General features: G+C 35.7%; 14 protein-coding genes. 7 read left to right on the forward strand and 7 right to left on the reverse strand.

Translation table 11 applies throughout. From position 1 onward, the window contains the following. Positions 1 to 17: 17 nt before the first annotated feature. From clpB to rluD, 3 genes are all read right to left on the reverse strand, one after another. Positions 18 to 2,588, reverse strand: coding sequence for an ATP-dependent chaperone ClpB (gene clpB / locus Q4493_RS11965; protein WP_303452884.1), 2,571 nt, complete (start codon positions 2,586 to 2,588; stop codon positions 18 to 20). Positions 2,589 to 2,742: 154 nt separating this feature from the next. Then, complete coding sequence (gene pgeF / locus Q4493_RS11970; protein ID WP_303452885.1) at positions 2,743 to 3,594, reverse strand: peptidoglycan editing factor PgeF; 852 nt, start codon at positions 3,592 to 3,594, stop codon at positions 2,743 to 2,745. After that, positions 3,575 to 4,549, reverse strand: coding sequence for a 23S rRNA pseudouridine(1911/1915/1917) synthase RluD (gene rluD, locus Q4493_RS11975; RefSeq protein ID WP_303452886.1), 975 nt, complete (start codon positions 4,547 to 4,549; stop codon positions 3,575 to 3,577). Before rluD ends, pgeF begins: the two co-directional genes overlap by 20 nt. 193 nt (positions 4,550 to 4,742) lie before the next feature. On the opposite strand from rluD, the gene Q4493_RS11980 reads away from it, so the two are divergent. Then, complete coding sequence (locus Q4493_RS11980) at positions 4,743 to 5,516, forward strand: outer membrane protein assembly factor BamD (RefSeq protein WP_303452887.1); 774 nt, start codon at positions 4,743 to 4,745, stop codon at positions 5,514 to 5,516. Positions 5,517 to 5,623: 107 nt separating this feature from the next. On the opposite strand, the gene glnB is transcribed toward Q4493_RS11980, so the two are convergent. Further along, entirely contained in the window at positions 5,624 to 5,962 is a 339-nt protein-coding gene (gene glnB / locus Q4493_RS11985; protein WP_303452888.1) for a nitrogen regulatory protein P-II, read from the reverse strand. A gap of 167 nt (positions 5,963 to 6,129) precedes the next feature. Between glnB and nadE the strand changes: the two genes are divergently transcribed. From nadE to Q4493_RS12000, 3 genes are all read left to right on the forward strand, one after another. Beyond that, positions 6,130 to 6,975, forward strand: coding sequence for an ammonia-dependent NAD(+) synthetase (gene nadE / locus Q4493_RS11990; protein WP_303452889.1), 846 nt, complete (start codon positions 6,130 to 6,132; stop codon positions 6,973 to 6,975). Positions 6,976 to 7,064: 89 nt separating this feature from the next. After that, complete coding sequence (locus tag Q4493_RS11995) at positions 7,065 to 7,637, forward strand: GspH/FimT family pseudopilin (RefSeq protein WP_303452890.1); 573 nt, start codon at positions 7,065 to 7,067, stop codon at positions 7,635 to 7,637. A 129-nt stretch (positions 7,638 to 7,766) separates the two neighbouring features. Next, the gene (locus Q4493_RS12000) at positions 7,767 to 8,348 is read left to right on the forward strand and encodes a GspH/FimT family pseudopilin (protein ID WP_303452891.1); all 582 of its coding nucleotides are present in this window, start codon (positions 7,767 to 7,769) and stop codon (positions 8,346 to 8,348) included. A gap of 140 nt (positions 8,349 to 8,488) precedes the next feature. On the opposite strand, the gene rimO is transcribed toward Q4493_RS12000, so the two are convergent. Continuing rightward, the gene (gene rimO / locus Q4493_RS12005) at positions 8,489 to 9,934 is read right to left on the reverse strand and encodes a 30S ribosomal protein S12 methylthiotransferase RimO (protein ID WP_303452892.1); all 1,446 of its coding nucleotides are present in this window, start codon (positions 9,932 to 9,934) and stop codon (positions 8,489 to 8,491) included. A gap of 379 nt (positions 9,935 to 10,313) precedes the next feature. Here rimO and Q4493_RS12010 point away from each other — a divergent pair, with 379 nt between their 5' ends. Further along, positions 10,314 to 10,949: a PEP-CTERM sorting domain-containing protein gene (locus Q4493_RS12010; RefSeq protein ID WP_303452893.1), complete on the forward strand. Its 636-nt coding sequence runs from the start codon at positions 10,314 to 10,316 to the stop codon at positions 10,947 to 10,949. 273 nt (positions 10,950 to 11,222) lie between these two features. Here the strand turns inward: Q4493_RS12010 and Q4493_RS12015 are convergent, their stop codons facing one another. After that, on the reverse strand, positions 11,223 to 13,328 hold the full coding sequence (locus Q4493_RS12015) for a winged helix-turn-helix domain-containing protein (RefSeq protein WP_303452894.1): 2,106 nt from the start codon (positions 13,326 to 13,328) through the stop codon (positions 11,223 to 11,225). A 117-nt stretch (positions 13,329 to 13,445) separates the two neighbouring features. Between Q4493_RS12015 and Q4493_RS12020 the strand changes: the two genes are divergently transcribed. Next, a complete protein-coding gene (locus tag Q4493_RS12020; RefSeq protein ID WP_303452895.1) occupies positions 13,446 to 14,792 on the forward strand; it encodes a VCBS repeat-containing protein in 1,347 nt (448 codons plus the stop codon). Positions 14,793 to 15,069: 277 nt separating this feature from the next. On the opposite strand, the gene Q4493_RS12025 is transcribed toward Q4493_RS12020, so the two are convergent. Then, entirely contained in the window at positions 15,070 to 16,470 is a 1,401-nt protein-coding gene (locus Q4493_RS12025) for a hypothetical protein (RefSeq protein ID WP_303452896.1), read from the reverse strand. Positions 16,471 to 17,062: 592 nt separating this feature from the next. Here Q4493_RS12025 and Q4493_RS12030 point away from each other — a divergent pair. Next, positions 17,063 to 17,980 (forward strand): PEP-CTERM sorting domain-containing protein, encoded by a 918-nt coding sequence (locus Q4493_RS12030; protein WP_303452897.1) that lies wholly within the window; start codon positions 17,063 to 17,065, stop codon positions 17,978 to 17,980. The last annotated feature ends 125 nt before the right edge of the window (positions 17,981 to 18,105 follow it).

Below are 18,105 nucleotides of genomic sequence, written 5' to 3' on the forward strand. Positions count from 1 at the left end.
CATATGGGAATTAATGGTTACTGAAACACTAATTCCCCATTTTCAACAATTAAGTGAATTGTTGAATTTGTTGAAAACTCATTTGACAGTATTTTATTAGCCAATGGGTTTTCAATGAGTTGTTGAATAGAACGTTTTAACGGTCTAGCACCAAATAATGGATCAAACCCCGCCTCTGAAACTAGCGCGAGCGCTTCTTCAGAAACTTTCAACTCAAGTCCTTTATCGGCAATACGTTTCGCCAAGGATGAAATTTGAATACCAGCAATTTCTTGTATTTGCTCTGATAGTAAGGGATGAAATACCACCGACTCATCAATACGATTAATAAATTCTGGTTTAAAATGATTACTCACTTCTAACATAACTTGTGCTTTCATCGCTTGATATTGGCTATCATCAGTAAAACTTTGAATGATTTCCGAGCCAATGTTTGATGTCATAATGACAACGGTATTTCTAAAGTCTACGGTTCGACCTTGACCATCCGTTAATCGACCATCATCAAGCACTTGCAGCAATATATTAAAAACATCAGAATGTGCTTTTTCAATTTCATCTAATAAGATCACAGAATAAGGTTTACGTCTAACCGCTTCAGTTAAATACCCTCCTTCTTCATAACCTACATAGCCTGGAGGCGCACCAACTAAACGAGCAACAGAATGTTTTTCCATAAATTCTGACATATCAACACGAATCAAAGCGTCTTCACTATCAAACATAAAATGGGCTAACGCTTTGGTTAATTCAGTTTTACCAACCCCAGTTGGTCCTAAAAATAAAAAGGAACCTATCGGCTGATTTGGATCAGAAAGTCCAGCTCGAGAACGTCTTATCGCATTTGAAATAGACACTACAGCTTCGGATTGTCCGATAACTCGTTTGTGTAAGTCTTCTTCCATTCTAAGCAACTTATCGCGCTCACCTTCCAGCATTTTTGACACAGGAATACCAGTGGAACGACTTAATACATCAGCAATTTCGACATCGGTAACTTTATTTCTTAGTAAGCTCATCTCATGCATTTCGGCTTGAGTGGCTAAGTCGAGTTGCTTTTCTAACTCAGGAATACGACTATATTGCAATTCCGCCATTCGATTTAAATCACCGTTTCGACGTGCTGCATCTAGCTCTAACCGAGCGTGTTCAAGATCGGTTTTGATCGCTTGCGTACCATGTATCGCCGCCTTTTCTGACGTCCAAACTTCATCGAGCTCATGATACTCTTTTTCTAACTCAGATAATTGATTTGTGATCAGTGCAGAGCGCTGTAACGACGAATCATCGGCATCATCTTCTAACGATTTTTGTTCTAATTTTAACTGAATTATTTTCCTGTCGAGTTTGTCTAATACTTCAGGTTTAGAGTCCATTTGCAAACGAATACTTGAGGCAGACTCGTCAATTAAATCAATTGCTTTATCAGGAAGTTGACGATCGCTGATATAACGATGAGACAAAGTAGCAGCGGCGACAATAGCCGGATCGGTAATCTCTACTTTATGGTGCAGCTCATAACGCTCTTTTAAGCCACGTAAAATTGCGATGGTATCTTCAACACTTGGCTCATCTACTAATACTTTTTGAAAGCGACGCTCAAGAGCAGCATCTTTTTCAATGTATTGACGATATTCATCTAAGGTAGTAGCACCCACGCAATGTAAATCACCTCGAGCTAAGGCTGGTTTTAACATATTACCGGCATCCATAGCGCCATCGGTTTTACCCGCGCCAACCATGGTATGTAATTCATCGATAAATAAAATGACTCGGCCTTCTTCCTTAGCAAGTTCATTAAGCACCGCTTTTAAACGCTCTTCAAATTCACCTCGGTATTTTGCCCCCGCAACTAATGCGCCCATATCGAGCGACAATACGCGTTTGTTTTTCAAACCTTCTGGTACTTCATGATCAACAATTCGCTGTGCTAATCCTTCTGCAATAGCGGTTTTCCCAACCCCAGGTTGACCAATTAACACCGGATTATTTTTAGTGCGACGTTGTAACACTTGAATAGTTCGACGAATTTCATCATCGCGACCGATCACAGGGTCTAATTTCCCCTGCTCAGCACGTTCGGTTAAATCAACCGTGAATTTATCTAAAGCTTGGCGAACATCTTCAGCATTTTGATCGTCAACCTTTTGCCCGCCACGCACATGCTCAATGGCATCTTTAATGCGTTGTTCGGAGGCGCCGAGTGTTTTTAAAATTTGTCCAAGCTTGCCTTTATCTTCTAGTGCCGCTAATAAAAATATTTCAGAAGATATATATTTATCACCTAGCTTTTGCGCAAATTTATCGCAAAGATTCAGTAAATTTCCCATGGCAGCAGATAACTGAACATCTCCACCTGCACCTGATACTTGAGCTAAATCATTGATCACTTTTTCAACTTGGCTTCTTAATGAAAAAACATCAACACCTGCACTTTTTAAAAGCGGAAGTGTACTGCCATTATTTTGATTTAAAAGCGCTAACATTAAATGTACAGGCTCAATAAATTGATGGTCTTTACCTAATGCAATCGATTGCGCATCAGAAATTGCCACTTGAAAAGTTTGAGTAAAACGGTCTAAACGCATAAATATTCCTTACAGCCATATCACTGGACTTACGATTAATCTTAATTAAAATTTATGGGCGTTTAATAATATTTCAAGCACTTAACTACGTTTAAAATTACGCCTTTGATTTAAATCAAGTTATCAAGGTTAGGTATAAAATAATGATGATGGGTTATTTTATACAAATAATTGCAGCCATTCTGCCGGTCTTTTGTTCTTTACGATATGAATAATAGCGCTCATTTTCAGCATAAGTACAATGAGAATTAACAGAAAACTGGTTAACCCCTAATTCAATAAATTGTATTTGCGCTATTTTTGATAAATCAGCAAGCCACTTATTCGCTTCAAGGCTGTGGCTATTTTCAATAAATGCCGATGAAAATTGAGTATTCATCTGTTCAAATTGTTTTTTTACCTCAACACCCACTTCGAAATTTTTTTGGCTGATGCAAGGACCAAACCACGCGTATATATCACGATTATCGCTGTGCATTTTAGCTAAAGTTTGCTGAATGATCCCACTGGCTAAAGACCGCCAACCTGCATGTATGGCAGCAATTTCTGTACCTTGTTTATTTGCTAATAAAATAGGTAAACAATCAGCAGTCATAATGGCTAACGCCAGTTTTGGCGTACGCGTGATCACAGCATCAGCTTCAATAAACGAACTAAGTTTTTCTACAGTGAACACATGATTACCATGCACTTGATCTAGCCACTGAATTTCTGTATTTTTCGGTAAATAAGCGAGTAATGCTTGTCTATTTTCTTCTACCTTTTTGGCATTATCAGCAACATGTAAACCTAAATTAAATTGCTCAAACGCCGTAGGAGCCATTTTTTCAACGGAAGATGACAATGACGCGTGATCAAAGCTTGTTTGTAAATGACCAGTTGGTTTTATAAAAGGTGTTGGGTGTAAACGTGTCGTTTGAAATGCCTGAATATGTTCAACAGGCATTTCAACGTTATCAAAGGCGATATTATTTTTAGGGTTTAGATTAAAAATCGGGGGTTTCATTCAACTGCGTATCTTCACGAAGAATATTGGTTAAAGCGACCATATCATGCGGAATTTCTGCATGCCATGTCATTTGTTCCCCTGTAATAGGATGAAATAACGATAGCATTGCCGCATGTAAGGCTTGGCGTTTGAATCCTTTTAATACTTCTCTTAATTCAGGCGTCGCATTTTTAGGAGGACGAGGACGACCACCATAAACCGGATCCCCCACCAAAGGATGAGTAATATGCGCCATATGCACACGAATTTGGTGAGTTCGGCCTGTTTCGAGGCGTAAGCGTAAACGAGTATGCAAACGAAATTTTTCCATTACACGATAATGTGTAACGGAAGGACGACCTGAAATAGTCACCGCCATATGGGTACGTTTAGTTGAATGACGACCAATAGGTTCATCAACAATACCTCCAGCGGTCATAATACCACTGGCAATAGCTTCATACTCACGGGTAATTTCTCTGGCTTGAAGTGATTCAACTAAATTAGTTTGCGCAGCAATCGTTTTAGCCACCACCATTAAACCGGTAGTGTCTTTATCGAGTCGGTGAACAATACCTGCTCGTGGCACAACATCAACCTGTGGACAATGATGCAATAACGCATTTAAAACAGTACCGTCTGGATTACCCGCTCCAGGGTGAACAACTAAACCTGCAGGTTTATTGATCACTAAAATATCATCATCTTCGTAAACAATATTTAAGGGAATGTTCTGTGATTTAAAACGTTCTTCAGCTTCAACCTGAGTTTCAATACTGATCGTTTCACCACCATACATTTTTTCTCGCGCTTTGGTTAATACTTCACCATTAACTTGAACGTGACCGGCTAAGATCCATTCTTTTAATCGTGAACGCGAATATTCAGGGAACATTTCCGCAATGGTTTGGTCGAATCGTTTACCTAAACATGATTCAGGAACGATATCTTTGTGTTGAATTATTTCAGCCATTAAAATCTCTATTAATTAGCACTGTGCAAGGTTTGATTGCTAGGTTAGAATGCCAGTGCTTATTTTACCTGTTTGATAAATCAATTACACCAAATAATTACGTTGGGTAACTGAAACAAGTAAACATTTTATTTTAACGAACATACTAACGAGTAAGTGAAGTTAGTATTTTAACGTAGTGATACCAAGGTCTATGGACAAACTGATAATTAAAACAATTTTTTTAGTACTAATTTTAACTTTAGTGGGCTGTTCTTCATCTGAAGATACTGAAATCGATAAAGTACCAGACAAATCAGCACAAGCATTATTTACTGATGCACGGGAAGCTTTAGATAGCGGCTTATACAAAAAAGCAATACAAATACTGTCAGCCATTGATTCACGTTTTCCTTATGGACCAATTTCTCATCAAGTTCAGTTAGATTTGATTTACGGTTACTATAAAAGTGGCGATTCGGCCCAAGGTATTGCATTGGCTGAACGTTTTCTTAAACTAAATCCAAACCATGCGAATGTTGACTATGTCTATTACATGCGTGCGTTAATCAACCTTTCTACCGAAGACAATTTATTTCAAGACTTAGCTGGGATTGATCGCTCTGATCGAGATCCTACCGCGGCACGTGAAGCGTTTAATGACTTTAAAACGATTTTAACTGACTTCCCGCAAAGTAAATACGCGACAGATGCAAGACAACGTATGATTGCGATTAAATCACGCTTAGCTAAATATGAACTTTCAGTAGCTCGTTTTTACTTGAAACGTGAAGCTTATGCATCTGCGGCCAATAGAGGACGTTTTATCGTTGAGCATTATTCAACAAGCCCTGAAGTGGAAGCAGCCTTAGAAATTATGATCGAGTGCTATCAAGCAATGGGGTTAAGTGATTTAGAAAGCAATGCAAAACAAGTGTTAGCAGCGAATTATCCAAGTAATCAAAACGCTGATGAATCAAATGATTAACCTTTAATTTAAAATTGAAAATAAAAATGGCGACTATAATTAGTCGCCATTTTTTTAATTATTGCTAGAAGCATAGATTACAAGAGATAACTTATCTAAAAATGCAATTAAATCGCTTCACCATCTTCTTCACCGGTTCGAATGCGGATCACTCGTTCAACATCAGTGACAAATATTTTACCGTCACCAATTTTTCCTGTTTGTGCAGAATCCATAATTGCTTTAATGCATCGCTCAACAGAATCATCTTGAACCACAATATCAACTTTCGCTTTAGGTAAAAAATCAACCATATATTCTGCGCCTCGATAAAGCTCAGTATGACCTTTTTGACGGCCAAAACCTTTGACTTCAGAAACTGTCATACCTGTTACGCCAATTTCACCTAAGGCTTCGCGTACATCATCTAATTTAAATGGTTTAATAATCGCTTCAATTTTTTTCATAGATTAACTCGTTGATAATAAATAAACGGCAGATATTACTATTGTACACAATTGATTATAGAAATAAATTTTAAGTTCTAACAATAAAACCCATCACATATTTTTTAGAGTTTGGTACACTAAGTATTAAGCGCTTTTTGACTTTATTCACGCACATAGGAAAACAGATGAACCCGCAAGATATCATTGACGAAATGAAAGTTTTACCCTCAATTGATGTAGATTTTGAAATTGAACGCCGTATTCAGTTTATCAAGTCACAGTTAAAAAGTTCTGGTTTAACCAATCTTGTCTTAGGTATTAGTGGCGGTGTGGACTCTTCAACCTGTGGCAAACTTGCACAACTTGCCATCGATGAATTAAACCAAGAAGCAGCGGAAAATTCTGATAAGCATTATCAATTTATTGCCGTTCGTTTACCTTATAACGTACAAGCCGATGAAGTTGACGCACAATTAGCTGTCGATTTTATTCAACCTTCTCATTGCTTAACCACTAACGTACTTGCTGGCGTAGAAGGAGTACATAACGAAGCGGTTCAAGCGCTAGAAAACAACAATCTCCTAACTATGGGAGACGCTCAAATTGATTTTTCAAAAGGCAATGTAAAAGCAAGAACAAGAATGGTGATGCAATACCATATCGCAGGAATGATAGGCGGGCTCGTTATTGGCACGGATCATTCGGCCGAAAACATCACTGGTTTTTTCACAAAGTGGGGAGACGGTGCATGTGATTTAGCGCCTTTATTTGGTTTATCTAAACGTCAAGTAAAGCAAGTTGCTAAAAAATTAGGTGCACCAAGTATACTAATTGATAAAGCGCCAACGGCAGATTTAGAAGAATTATCGCCCAGTAAAAAAGATGAAGATGCTTTAGGCATGAGTTACGATCAACTTGATGACTTTTTAGAAGGTAAACAAGTTGATAGCCAAACCTTAGCAACCATTCTTGCTATTTATCAACGTACTCAACACAAACGTTCTCCTATTCCAACAATTTATGATGTTTAATCACTAAAAAATCGATAACCTGACTGGAAAATAATTAGTTTACCCTCTATACCTATTTTACGTTTAATTCTTCATGGATGATGAATAAAATGAATAGGTATATTGGTTTTACGTTAATTGAAGTGTTAGTTGCATTAGCTATATTAGTTTCACTCACGGCCATAGGTGTGCCCAGTCTTATCGATTTCACCGTCAAGTTAAAAGTAGATAATGAAATATCACACCTTTATCGCTTATTGCTCTCTGCCAGAAATGCAGCAATAAATACCGGAAAATCCACCACAGTTTGTCCATTAAATGATGCCAATTATTGTACTAACGATTGGGCTCGATCTATTTATGTGTTTACCGACAGTAACGATAATAAACGCTTTGAACCTAACAACAATGAGCACATTATTGTAATGAAAGGTGCAATTGATGAACAAGATAAACTGCAATACGGTAAAAATAGAGTCGGAGTAACTTACGCTGCTACCGGTTATTTATCGAAATGGGGACAAAATGGCACATTTAAGTACTGCCCTAAAAACCATGCAAATCACTCTAGAGGCATCATAGTAGCAACGTCCGGTAGGCTATATAAATCTTACCAAAGCCAAACAGGTAAGCATCAAGGTAAAGACAAAAACAGAAGTGGAAAAATAATCCTTTGTGATTAATTCACTGTATCACTAAACAGTAAGCAATCAAGTTTGAGGAATTAATCTGCTGACGAATTTACATTGGCTGAAAAAGTCATTAAATGATATAACTTACTTAGACGGTTTAAAGTTTAAGTTGTATTTATCATGAAAAGTCGTAGAAAAACGATAAAATTAGCTTCGATGCAACAAGGTTTTACGCTAATAGAACTATTGGTTAGTGTTTCTATTCTTGGTGTATTAATGATGATTGCCTTACCTAATTTAAATAGTTATTTAGTTGAGTCGCGAGTTGATAATGAAATTTCAGAGTTACATCGTCTTATCTTAACTGCCCGAAATGCGGCGATAAATAGTGGCAAGAATGTAACTTTATGTCCGCTGTCAGCCTCAAACGTTTGCGGAACTGATTGGAAAAAAGAGTTAACTGTTTTTAATAATACCGCTGATAACACAAAGTTTAATTCAGCAAACGAACAAGTGATTAAAGTTAAATCACAAATAAAAACTAACGATTCTTTAACGCTCAATCAAACATCTTTAGTGTACGCCCCAACAGGTCGACTAATTAGTGGCAACAACAGTGTTTTCACTTATTGCCCAAAAGATTATCCTGAACTTGCAAGAGGCATCAATATTTCATTATCAGGGCGAGTTTACGCTAGCCAAGACACCGATAACGATGATAAAGATGAAGATAGAAGCGGCAATGAATTTACTTGTAGTTAACTAACTAAGTAACTAAGTAACTAAGTAACTCACGATAAGTAAAGTTGATAAAAAATTATTGGTAATAGCTAAAGTGCTATTGCTTTATTATCGCTTAAAAGTCGTCATGTTATATAACGATGACGACTTAGTACAAAGTATTAATCTTCGACCAATACGCCCCACACGTCATGTTCATCGGCGTGGATAATTTGCACCCAAACTTGATCGCCAGGCTCCACATCATATTCATCAGATAAATACACTTTACCATCAACTTCTGGCGCATCCATGTATGAACGCCCAACTGCACCAAGCTCGGTTACTTCATCAATTAAAATTAAATATTCTTGTCCAATACGAGCTTGTAATTTTTCACTACTAATTTTCGCTTGCACCGCCATAAAACGTTGTAAACGATCTTCCATCACTTCTTCTGAAACATGATCAGGTAAGTCGTTTGCGGTAGCACCTTCTACTGGCGAATATTTAAAACATCCCACCCGGTCTAATTGTGCTTCTTCTAAAAAGGCTAATAGTTCTTCAAATTCTTCTTCTGTTTCCCCTGGAAAACCGACAATGAAAGTAGAACGAATCACGAGTTCAGGACAAATTTCTCGCCATTTTTTAATGCGTTCTAATACACGATCTGAGCTACCAGGGCGTTTCATCAATTTCAAAATGCGTTTATTAGCGTGTTGAAAGGGAATATCTAAATATGGGAGAATTTTACCTTCGGCCATTAATGGGATGATGTTATCTACATGCGGATAAGGATAAACATAATGTAATCGCACCCAAACGCCCTGCTTGGCTAATTCTTCACAAAGCTGTTGCATATGCGTTTTTACCGGCATGCCTTCGTAAAAATCAAGTTTATGTTTTACATCTACGCCGTACGCTGAAGTGTCTTGCGAAATCACCAATAACTCTTTTACACCGGCATTCACTAAACGTTTGGCTTCACCTATAACATCACCAACAGGACGTGAGTCTAAATCACCACGCATTGAAGGAATAATGCAGAAAGTACAACGGTGATTACAGCCTTCAGATATTTTTAAATAAGCGTAATGTTTCGGGGTAAGCTTCACACCGTGATCAGGTACTAAATCAATTAACGGATTGTGTTTTGGCTTTTCAACATGCTCATGAACTTGTGCTAACACTTCATCGTAAGCATGAGGACCTGTAACACCAAGCACGTTAGGATGAAGCTCAACAATTTCATCTTTTTTTGCTCCTAAGCACCCAGTTACAAGTACTTTTCCGTTTTCTTTAAGCGCTTCGCCAATAGTATCAAGTGACTCCTGCACCGCAGAATCGATAAAACCACAGGTATTTACTATCACCATTTCTGCATCGTCATATGAATTGACAACGTCATAACCTTCGGTGCGTAGTTGAGTCAAGATTCGCTCAGAATCTACTAAGTTTTTCGGGCAGCCGAGACTCACAAAGCCTACTTTTGCAGCGCGTTCTGATTCTTTCTTGGAGCTAACAACTTCGTTATGTTGCTCTTCAATCATTTTTGAAGGAATGTCTAACGTGGTTGTTTGACTTTCGTTCGAATTACTGCTGCTTGGATCAAATTGTTTTACGGTCATAGGTTTCTCAACAGACTCTTTTCGTATAACTGGTGTTTTTACTAATTTCTTATAAAGAGAAGAGTAACGTCATTAATATTTGTTTAGCTGCCAATATTACAAATTAAATCCATAAATTATGGCAGTTGTTTAATGAGCGAGATTATACAGGAATGTTTAATTGGGTGGTAATAATTGCAGTTGTTTAATAAATGTAAGGAAAACGGGTGGTTATGATTGTATATGTGTCTAATAAATTTACACTTTTGAGCATAAAAACCCACCCAACACTCCTACACCATTGAAAATAAATAGGTTTTATATCTTGGTGCAGTTTGTGCTTTTTAACAATAAACAATTAATATCACTCTACAACTAGGAATGTAGAACAAGGGAAAATATGATTAATATAAAAATGTTAAAAGCTACTTTGGCTGGTTTAATTTTATCTTTAAGTGGTTATGCTAGTGCAGGAATAATTACATTTAATGATAGAATTACTTTCGAAAACTATCTTTCATCTTTTCAAACTGATGGTTTTGACAACTTTGTAACTGGCACCACGCAAATTTCTTTAGTTCGTAACGATTTCACGATCAATAGCTCAAACACTACGTATCAAGCGGATGAAAACTATTGTAATGGATATAATGATTCTCTTTCATTTACATGTAACAACGATTATTTGTGGAATTATGCTACAAGTTCAAGCTCTACAATTTTATTAAATAATTCATTCAACGCTATAGGGTTTGACTTCACCCAAGTTCATTATTCAAGTACTATTCAAAATTTGAACGTAATATACGAAGGGGTAACATACTTAAATACCGCCGCTTCAGAGCAATGGGGATTTTTTGGAATTGTTGATACATCAAAAGACATTGCTAGCTTACAGTTTAACCATAACCCAACTTATATGGGGATGGATAATGTAACTACAGGCGCTTATTCACAAGTTCCAGAGCCCTCTACCCTTGCTATTTTCGCATTAGGTATTATCGGCTTAGCATCAAGAAGGTTTAAGAAACAGTAAACTAATCTGTTCATAGTTAAACAAAGCACCACTTTTCTTTCATAAGAAGCTGGTGCTTTTTTATTGCCTGTATTTATCAATACGTTTAAATGTTGAGATGAAATTTAACAATTAAAACAAATGAAGGGACAGACTCGTTACTGTCGATTACAACTTAATTATGTTGCTCTTCAATCATCTTAGAAGGTATATTTAACGTGGTGGTTTGGCTTTCGTTCAAATTACTCCTGCTTAGATCAAATTGTTTTACGGTCATAGGTTTCGCAATATTCATTAATGTAACTCAATTAAGTTGCTATTAACTTTATTAAAACGATCAAATATCACCGACACAGATTTATCTAAAACAATGTCAGTAACAAAAATATCGCTTGGTAATACTAAGTGAACTTGCAACGTTTTATCTTTAAATGAATAGTATTTTAATTGTGACGTTCGACCTTCTGACGAAAAATAATAAAATCCCTCATCACTCACTTTTAGTCTATGGGGCATAATACTTTTTAAATCACTAGCAGGTATTTTAAACATAACGTCTACTTCACCTAAAGGCGATTTTCGCATCAATTGTCCATTTAACATATCACCATAATATAAATGACTACCATCTTGGCTTTCTTGCGCAATAGCGCCGGCATTGAGTAGAATTTTTTCTGATGCTGAGGTTTGTAGATTCAATTTATAAATATTGTATTGCCCTGCTTCAAAAGCACTGAAATAAATAAACTGCTGATCGTTTGACCAAGAAAGCAAAAAAACTTTTTTAGGTAAGATAATTTTTGATATTTCAGAGTTATCTTTAAGATCGAACACCGTCATTTCTGTATTAGTTTTTGCTCTCGTAACAAATGCTATTTTATTTTCTTGCAAATTAATAATCGGTCGTTCAATCATACTAGCTTGAATATTGGTTACTTTCTCAAGACCATGGTTGCTATATCGCCAAAGTTCATATAAACCACTACGATTTGATGAAAAATATAATGTCTTAGTGTTAGGCGCAAAAGCAGCGTTCATATCGATCATCGAGCTATTTGCTTTTGATAAATTGTTTAATGCAAACTCCCCTGCGCTTTCTATATTGATTGTTTTAGTTCTATTTTCATAAATTAGATTGTCAGTCTGCACATGACTAGAAATTTGTGATGGCGTATGACCAGGAAGAGAGTTAAACGCAGGGGTTATTTTTTTATTGATTGTATTAAAGTACCAAATACCTAGTTGCCCAGCCAATTGGCCAGATAACCATAGTGTTTTATCATCTTTCAGTGAAAGTCCTCTAATGCGACTAAATTGATCATTGATGAGAGTAGATGCTTGACTCGCTATGTCATATTGATAAAGGTGAGATGAGCCACCTATTACGGTGGAAACATAATATAATGATTTATTGTCATGGCTAAACGTCGGGAATGAATTATTCTCTTCAGGAGTATTGATAAAGCGTACTTCTCTATTAATTTCTCCTCTATTAAATTCTCCTCTGTTAACTCCCCCTAAGTTAACTTCTGCTAATTGTTGACGATTATCAGCCAATAAAGCCAAAAAAAGTCGCTTACTGTTATCTGAAAGAGCGAAGTCAACTAGCGGATATTTTACTTGATGGAGGCTTACTTCTTTAGCTGAACTAATTTCATGCTGAATAACTTCGCAAGTGGTTTTCGTCTGACACTTAATGTAATACCAAAAATTATTATCTTTTGACCATTTAGGTTTTCTGTAGTCTAAGCCGTCATCAATGACTGTTCGTTTTTGTGTTGCTATATCAAGAAGTACTAATTGGTTATTAGTTGCTTTAAAATTATTTTTTTTAATAAATAGAACTTGTGAGCCGTCAGGTGAAATAGCAGGCGAATTTGCGTAAATTTCAGTATCAGTTAATAACCTGATCTCTAAATGGGAGGGAGATCCTTGGTTAGATTCATTGATGAACCATAGAATTATGCTAACAAATAAAAACCCAGCAATTAAAACTAAAATCAAATGGTTACGACTTTTCGATTGGCTTATTTTATTTTTTAAATTAGGCATATCTTCAAGAGTATGCTCTCCGATTTGAGGCATTTCATAAATAAAGCAATAGCCTTTTCTGGCAATAGTTTCAATATAAACTGGCTTTTTAGGATCGTCTTTTAAAATTTTTCTCAGCTCGAAAATAGCACGGGTAACAACTTCTAGACCAATCACAGAATCGGGCCATATCTCCTCAGCAATTTTATCTCTGCTGACAACCTCTTTTTTATGTGAGATTAAGTAGCATAAAACCTGCATAATTTTAGGCTCAACTTTGTACTCTTCACCATTCAAAACCAATTTATTATGTTGAGGAAGCACTAAATACTCACCTAAACGAAAACTATTACCGCCTAATCCACCCATGTAACCAACTGATTTTAAATGTGAATAAATACATAATAATTAAATTATAACAATTATATCGTTTGAAATCTCAAACATATTATAAAGAAATTAATTTTAATCACTGAAGAATATTTTATGAAAAAATTGAATGTTTTATTTTCAATGGCAACGTCATTATTGTTATCAATGCCTCAAGCAGCAAAAGCAACAAATATTACTATTACGCTTGAAGGAAAAGGCGAAGTAAACGCCAAAGAAGCGGATATAAAATGTAGTCAAAACTGTACTATAACCAATACATTATCTAAGAATACTTTAGTACCAACAGCAAACTCTGGTTGGTTATTTGACGGTTGGTCAGGTCAACAATGTGATTCAGGTTCACAAGTATTAACCAGCGAAATTTACACCCGAATAGGAGGAGATTCAGGTGGTGCGAAAACATTAAGAACCGCTGATCTCAATGGTGACCATTTAGATGATTTAGTCTCTATTGGCTTATTTACAGGAAATATTTCTTTTCGGAGTAATGAAGGTGATGGCAAATTTAATGCAACTTTAATTGACTCTGATTTACATTACCCAACAGCACTTGATTTATTTGATTGGGACGGTGATAGCGACTTAGACTTATTTGTTGCAGAATTTGGTCAAAGTAAAATAAAAATTTATTTAAATGATGGACTTGGAAATTTTAGTTTTTCTCAACATATAAAAATAGCAGGGATTAGCCCTTACTCATTTAAAATAATCGATAAAAATAACGATGGACAACATGACATCGTAATATCCTCATTTTCAGCCGATATCTCAGGTGATTTATTAGTATTAGTCGATAGTATCACCAAGGCTAAAACACAGTGGTATATTAATGATAACGGCAGTTTTATTGCAGAAGAGCTGTTATCTTCATCAGCATCAATGACGATAGATGCCTATCAAAAAGATGACATTGTTTCCGTCGTTACCGCGGAGATAATTAATGGTGAGGTCGCACAATATCGTTCAGGTTCAAGAACCATTGTCGATACTGGTATTGGAACATACGGCGCGGCTTATGGTGATATTGACAAAGACGGTATCATGGATGTATTGACAGCCCATTATAGACCTTCAAAATTAAATTTAGTTTATGGTACAGGGCATAGCAGTTTTAGTGCTGCACAATTAATTGCAGAGCCTGACGAAGGTGTTACTGCAACATCATTTGGTGATTATAACGATGACGGTTACTTAGATGTCGCTACGGGAGAGTTTAATAGAAAAATGTTTTACTACTTTACAACAGAAAGTTATAAAGACTGTGTGGTATCAACAGAAGCTGATATTTCTCTAACAGCAACTTTTATGGAATCAGCTGATGAAAATGTCAATAACCCAGAGAATCCCCCAACAACACAAGCTAAAAGTGAGAGTTCAGGCGGCAGTTTTTATTACTCACTTTTATTACTGAGTTTATTGTTACGACTGAAAAGAAAGTAACGCTAGTACAGCTTATGTCTTTATCATGAAGTGAATATAACTGCCTATCATTAATGCACATAAAGGTTTTAGGGTAGGCAGACTATAAAGAAGTAAGCACTTGAAACATATGCAAAACAAGTCACTATTTCAATTTAAATAAAATTTCACATATACCTTGCATGAACAATCCAACAGCATTAATTACCGCTTAGATTTTAACCTTACCCTTTTTCCAGAACAAGACGGCTTTAAAACTCTTCATTTATATTAAACGTTCAAATTTGCTCGTATGAAATTAATTTTTTGTACTTTTCGCTTTCTCATCAAAATTTTGAATGGCTTTCATCGGTTCAATATTGATAATTTTAGAGCGGTTAATGGTTATTTTGAAACGCTGAATATACTCTTCACTTTTCTTATTACCTTGTACTAACACCAATGTCATTTGGTAGCGGCGTTCAACCCCTTGGTTTGAGATTTTACTGCCGTCAAAAGAATATAAACGCCCTTCACCTTTTTTAAGGTAGCGAACAAATGGGGTTAAATTAAACAGTATTTGATTCTGTATTTCATCAAAGCCCGGCAAAAACTCTTTGGATAAAACTTTTGAAACACAACGAAAATGCAGCAGTTGCGCAGATTGTTTATTTTGCTGCCGTCGCTTTTGTAACTGTTGTAAAACCTTTTTAGGTAAATGTTTTTTGCTAATGTATTCAAGCCAAATTGTTTGCGAACACACTTTAGTTTGGCTTACGCTATTACTGAATATATGCTGCCATTTGGCTCGTCCCTGTTGGATCTTACGCCAGATAATACGTGTTATGTCTTCTTTAAAGGTTTCTCTTAACCCGTAAATAAAACCAAGTAACGCGATTAATACAACCGATACCTCGGTAAATGCCGAACGAGCGTTCAAAATAATGGTCATAACAAACGCCATAATTATCGCCGTAACCGTACCACGTACAACCCGTTTTAAATTTGTGTTTAAATGATACGTTTTCTTTTGAAAAACAACGCCATATTCACTTAAACGCTGTAATAAACGCATTTTATTCGTGATGCGGTTTGGATCATCCATTGTCACTTGTGAGTTATATTTGAGTTCAATACGATAAGCGTTTTCTTGTCGGCACAATTCAAATAAACTTTCACGTTCTTTAGATTTTTCACTACTTTTAGGGCCATTTGCCAACAAAGTTAAAAATGACTGTTCAACATACCAACTTAAATAGTTATCAACATTATCAAAATATGAACTGAGTTTAGGATCAGACGGGGTGTAGCGGCGCAATTTTTTCAACAAGGATTGAGTTTGCTCGGCTAATTCGATGGCGCTTTGATAAAAATCATCAGCCGACTCAATTTGTAATGTCTGCTTTAAATCCGTATCTAAGGCCATTCTTAATTGGTAAGAAAATAAATTTAAATTGCTACGGTAATCACTTTGCTCACCTTTTTGTTTACTGATAAAACGACTTCGCACCAAGGGCAAGTGTATTTGATCTGAATAATAAGCACTATGCGCTTTAATACTGCTATAAAAGTAACTTTCTTCAGTCAGCGTACTGGCATTTATGCCCATTTCATCAGGAATTGAAAAGTAGAGATCTAAGCATTGATATTCTTGCGGTAATAACTGATAGCTTAATTTAAATGATAAGTTTTCATCTTGTAATAATGATGTTTTTTTCAACGTAAAAATATTCTCCTTTAATGTTGAGTTGCCCTGTCTAATTGATGAATTATCAATTTATTAAAAGTGATTTTCAGGTAGTGAAATTTCAATAGTAATTAAAATAAAAACTACCTTTAATGTTACTTAAGTATCTGTCAATTTTAGCAATTTTGCTAATTTAATTTAAGTTTTTATTGCTGTAGTAGTGTTATTTTTACCGGTATTAATTAATCTAAAGGATTTCACCACTATTACACTATTCCCCAAGTAGCATCATTTACTAAACAGTTTCCATTAATGATGAATATCTCAATTATTCATAAGCTTTCGCCACCTTTGTCAAATAGTGGTAATGTATCGCTTGTTCACTACAAATCTCTTATCTTATCAATGACCTAACCTTTGGTGATGACACAAAAAAATATAACTATAAATAACTCTGACCATAAATACTTATGAAGTAATTTTAGGATTATTGTCTAATATTTTTACACAATAAATACATTCAAATAAAAAAAGCTTAACTTTCATAAACTTAAATACTGGCACTAGTATTGCTTTGAGCATATTGCTCTATTGTGCAATTTCAAAGGAAAATAAAGGAATAATTATGAAATATAGTTTAAAACAATTAATGGCCGTGGTTGTGTGCTCTGCTGCATTTATCTCGACTAATGCCTCAGCCACATTAGTTTCAGCTGGTGAATGTACTACCGACAGCGTGACATTAGATCATGTTTCTGTTGTTGGAGATAATACGAATACCAATTTACTTGCTAATGGTCATGATGCTACTAGCTGTATCGGTACTTATTGGGGTCAAGATTTTATTGGAGGGGGTTCTTATACTGAAAATAACATCGGTGAATTAAATGATGGATTTTTAAACGGCCAATGGGGCGTTTTAACCGGTAACGAATTTCTTGATGGCCCAGAAGATTTACAAGATTTAGACGGTGACGGTAACGCAACGGATCCCGGGTGGATTCATTTAGGTGATGTTTGGAAAAAACAAAGAACTCAAGGATTTAACAACTTTTACGATGAAGTAGGAAGTCAAGAAAGTATCACTTTACAAGTGAATGATTTATTAACCTTAACATTTGGTTGTCGTGAATATAATGCTGGCTTTTTTACTACTAATTATAACTGTCACAATAATTCTGGCTATTGGGAATTAAGTACTAAATTAAATGTTATTGAAGATGTGCAAAGTTTATTAGGTAAGGCTACTTTTGATCACTTAGCTTTCTCAATTAACTCAGCGACACGCTTTGCTGTTTATGACTTTAATTTCAAAGATATTTTTGCAGCAGAAAACAATGCTGCTTTAAACTTTAGTACGCCTTATATGTTAAGCGGTAGTTTTAATATGAATGATTTCCCTGTATTTAATAATGATGCACAACCATTACATATCAATGTATGGGCTAGAGATCCTGCTGAAGTACCTGAGCCTTCAACTATTTTCCTTGCTAGTTTAGGTTTAGTAGGTTTAATGTTAAACCGCAGAAAAGTTAATCGTTAATCGTTTAACGTTTGAAAAATTACAAAAGCTAGGCATTTGCCTAGCTTTTTTTATGCCTAATTTAATTCATGAAAATATAATAATTACAGAGTATTGAGCCTGCTTTAACTCTTATCTTATTTATA

The organism is Colwellia sp. 1_MG-2023 (assembly GCF_030546755.1).
Lineage (GTDB): Bacteria > Pseudomonadota > Gammaproteobacteria > Enterobacterales > Alteromonadaceae > Thalassotalea_H.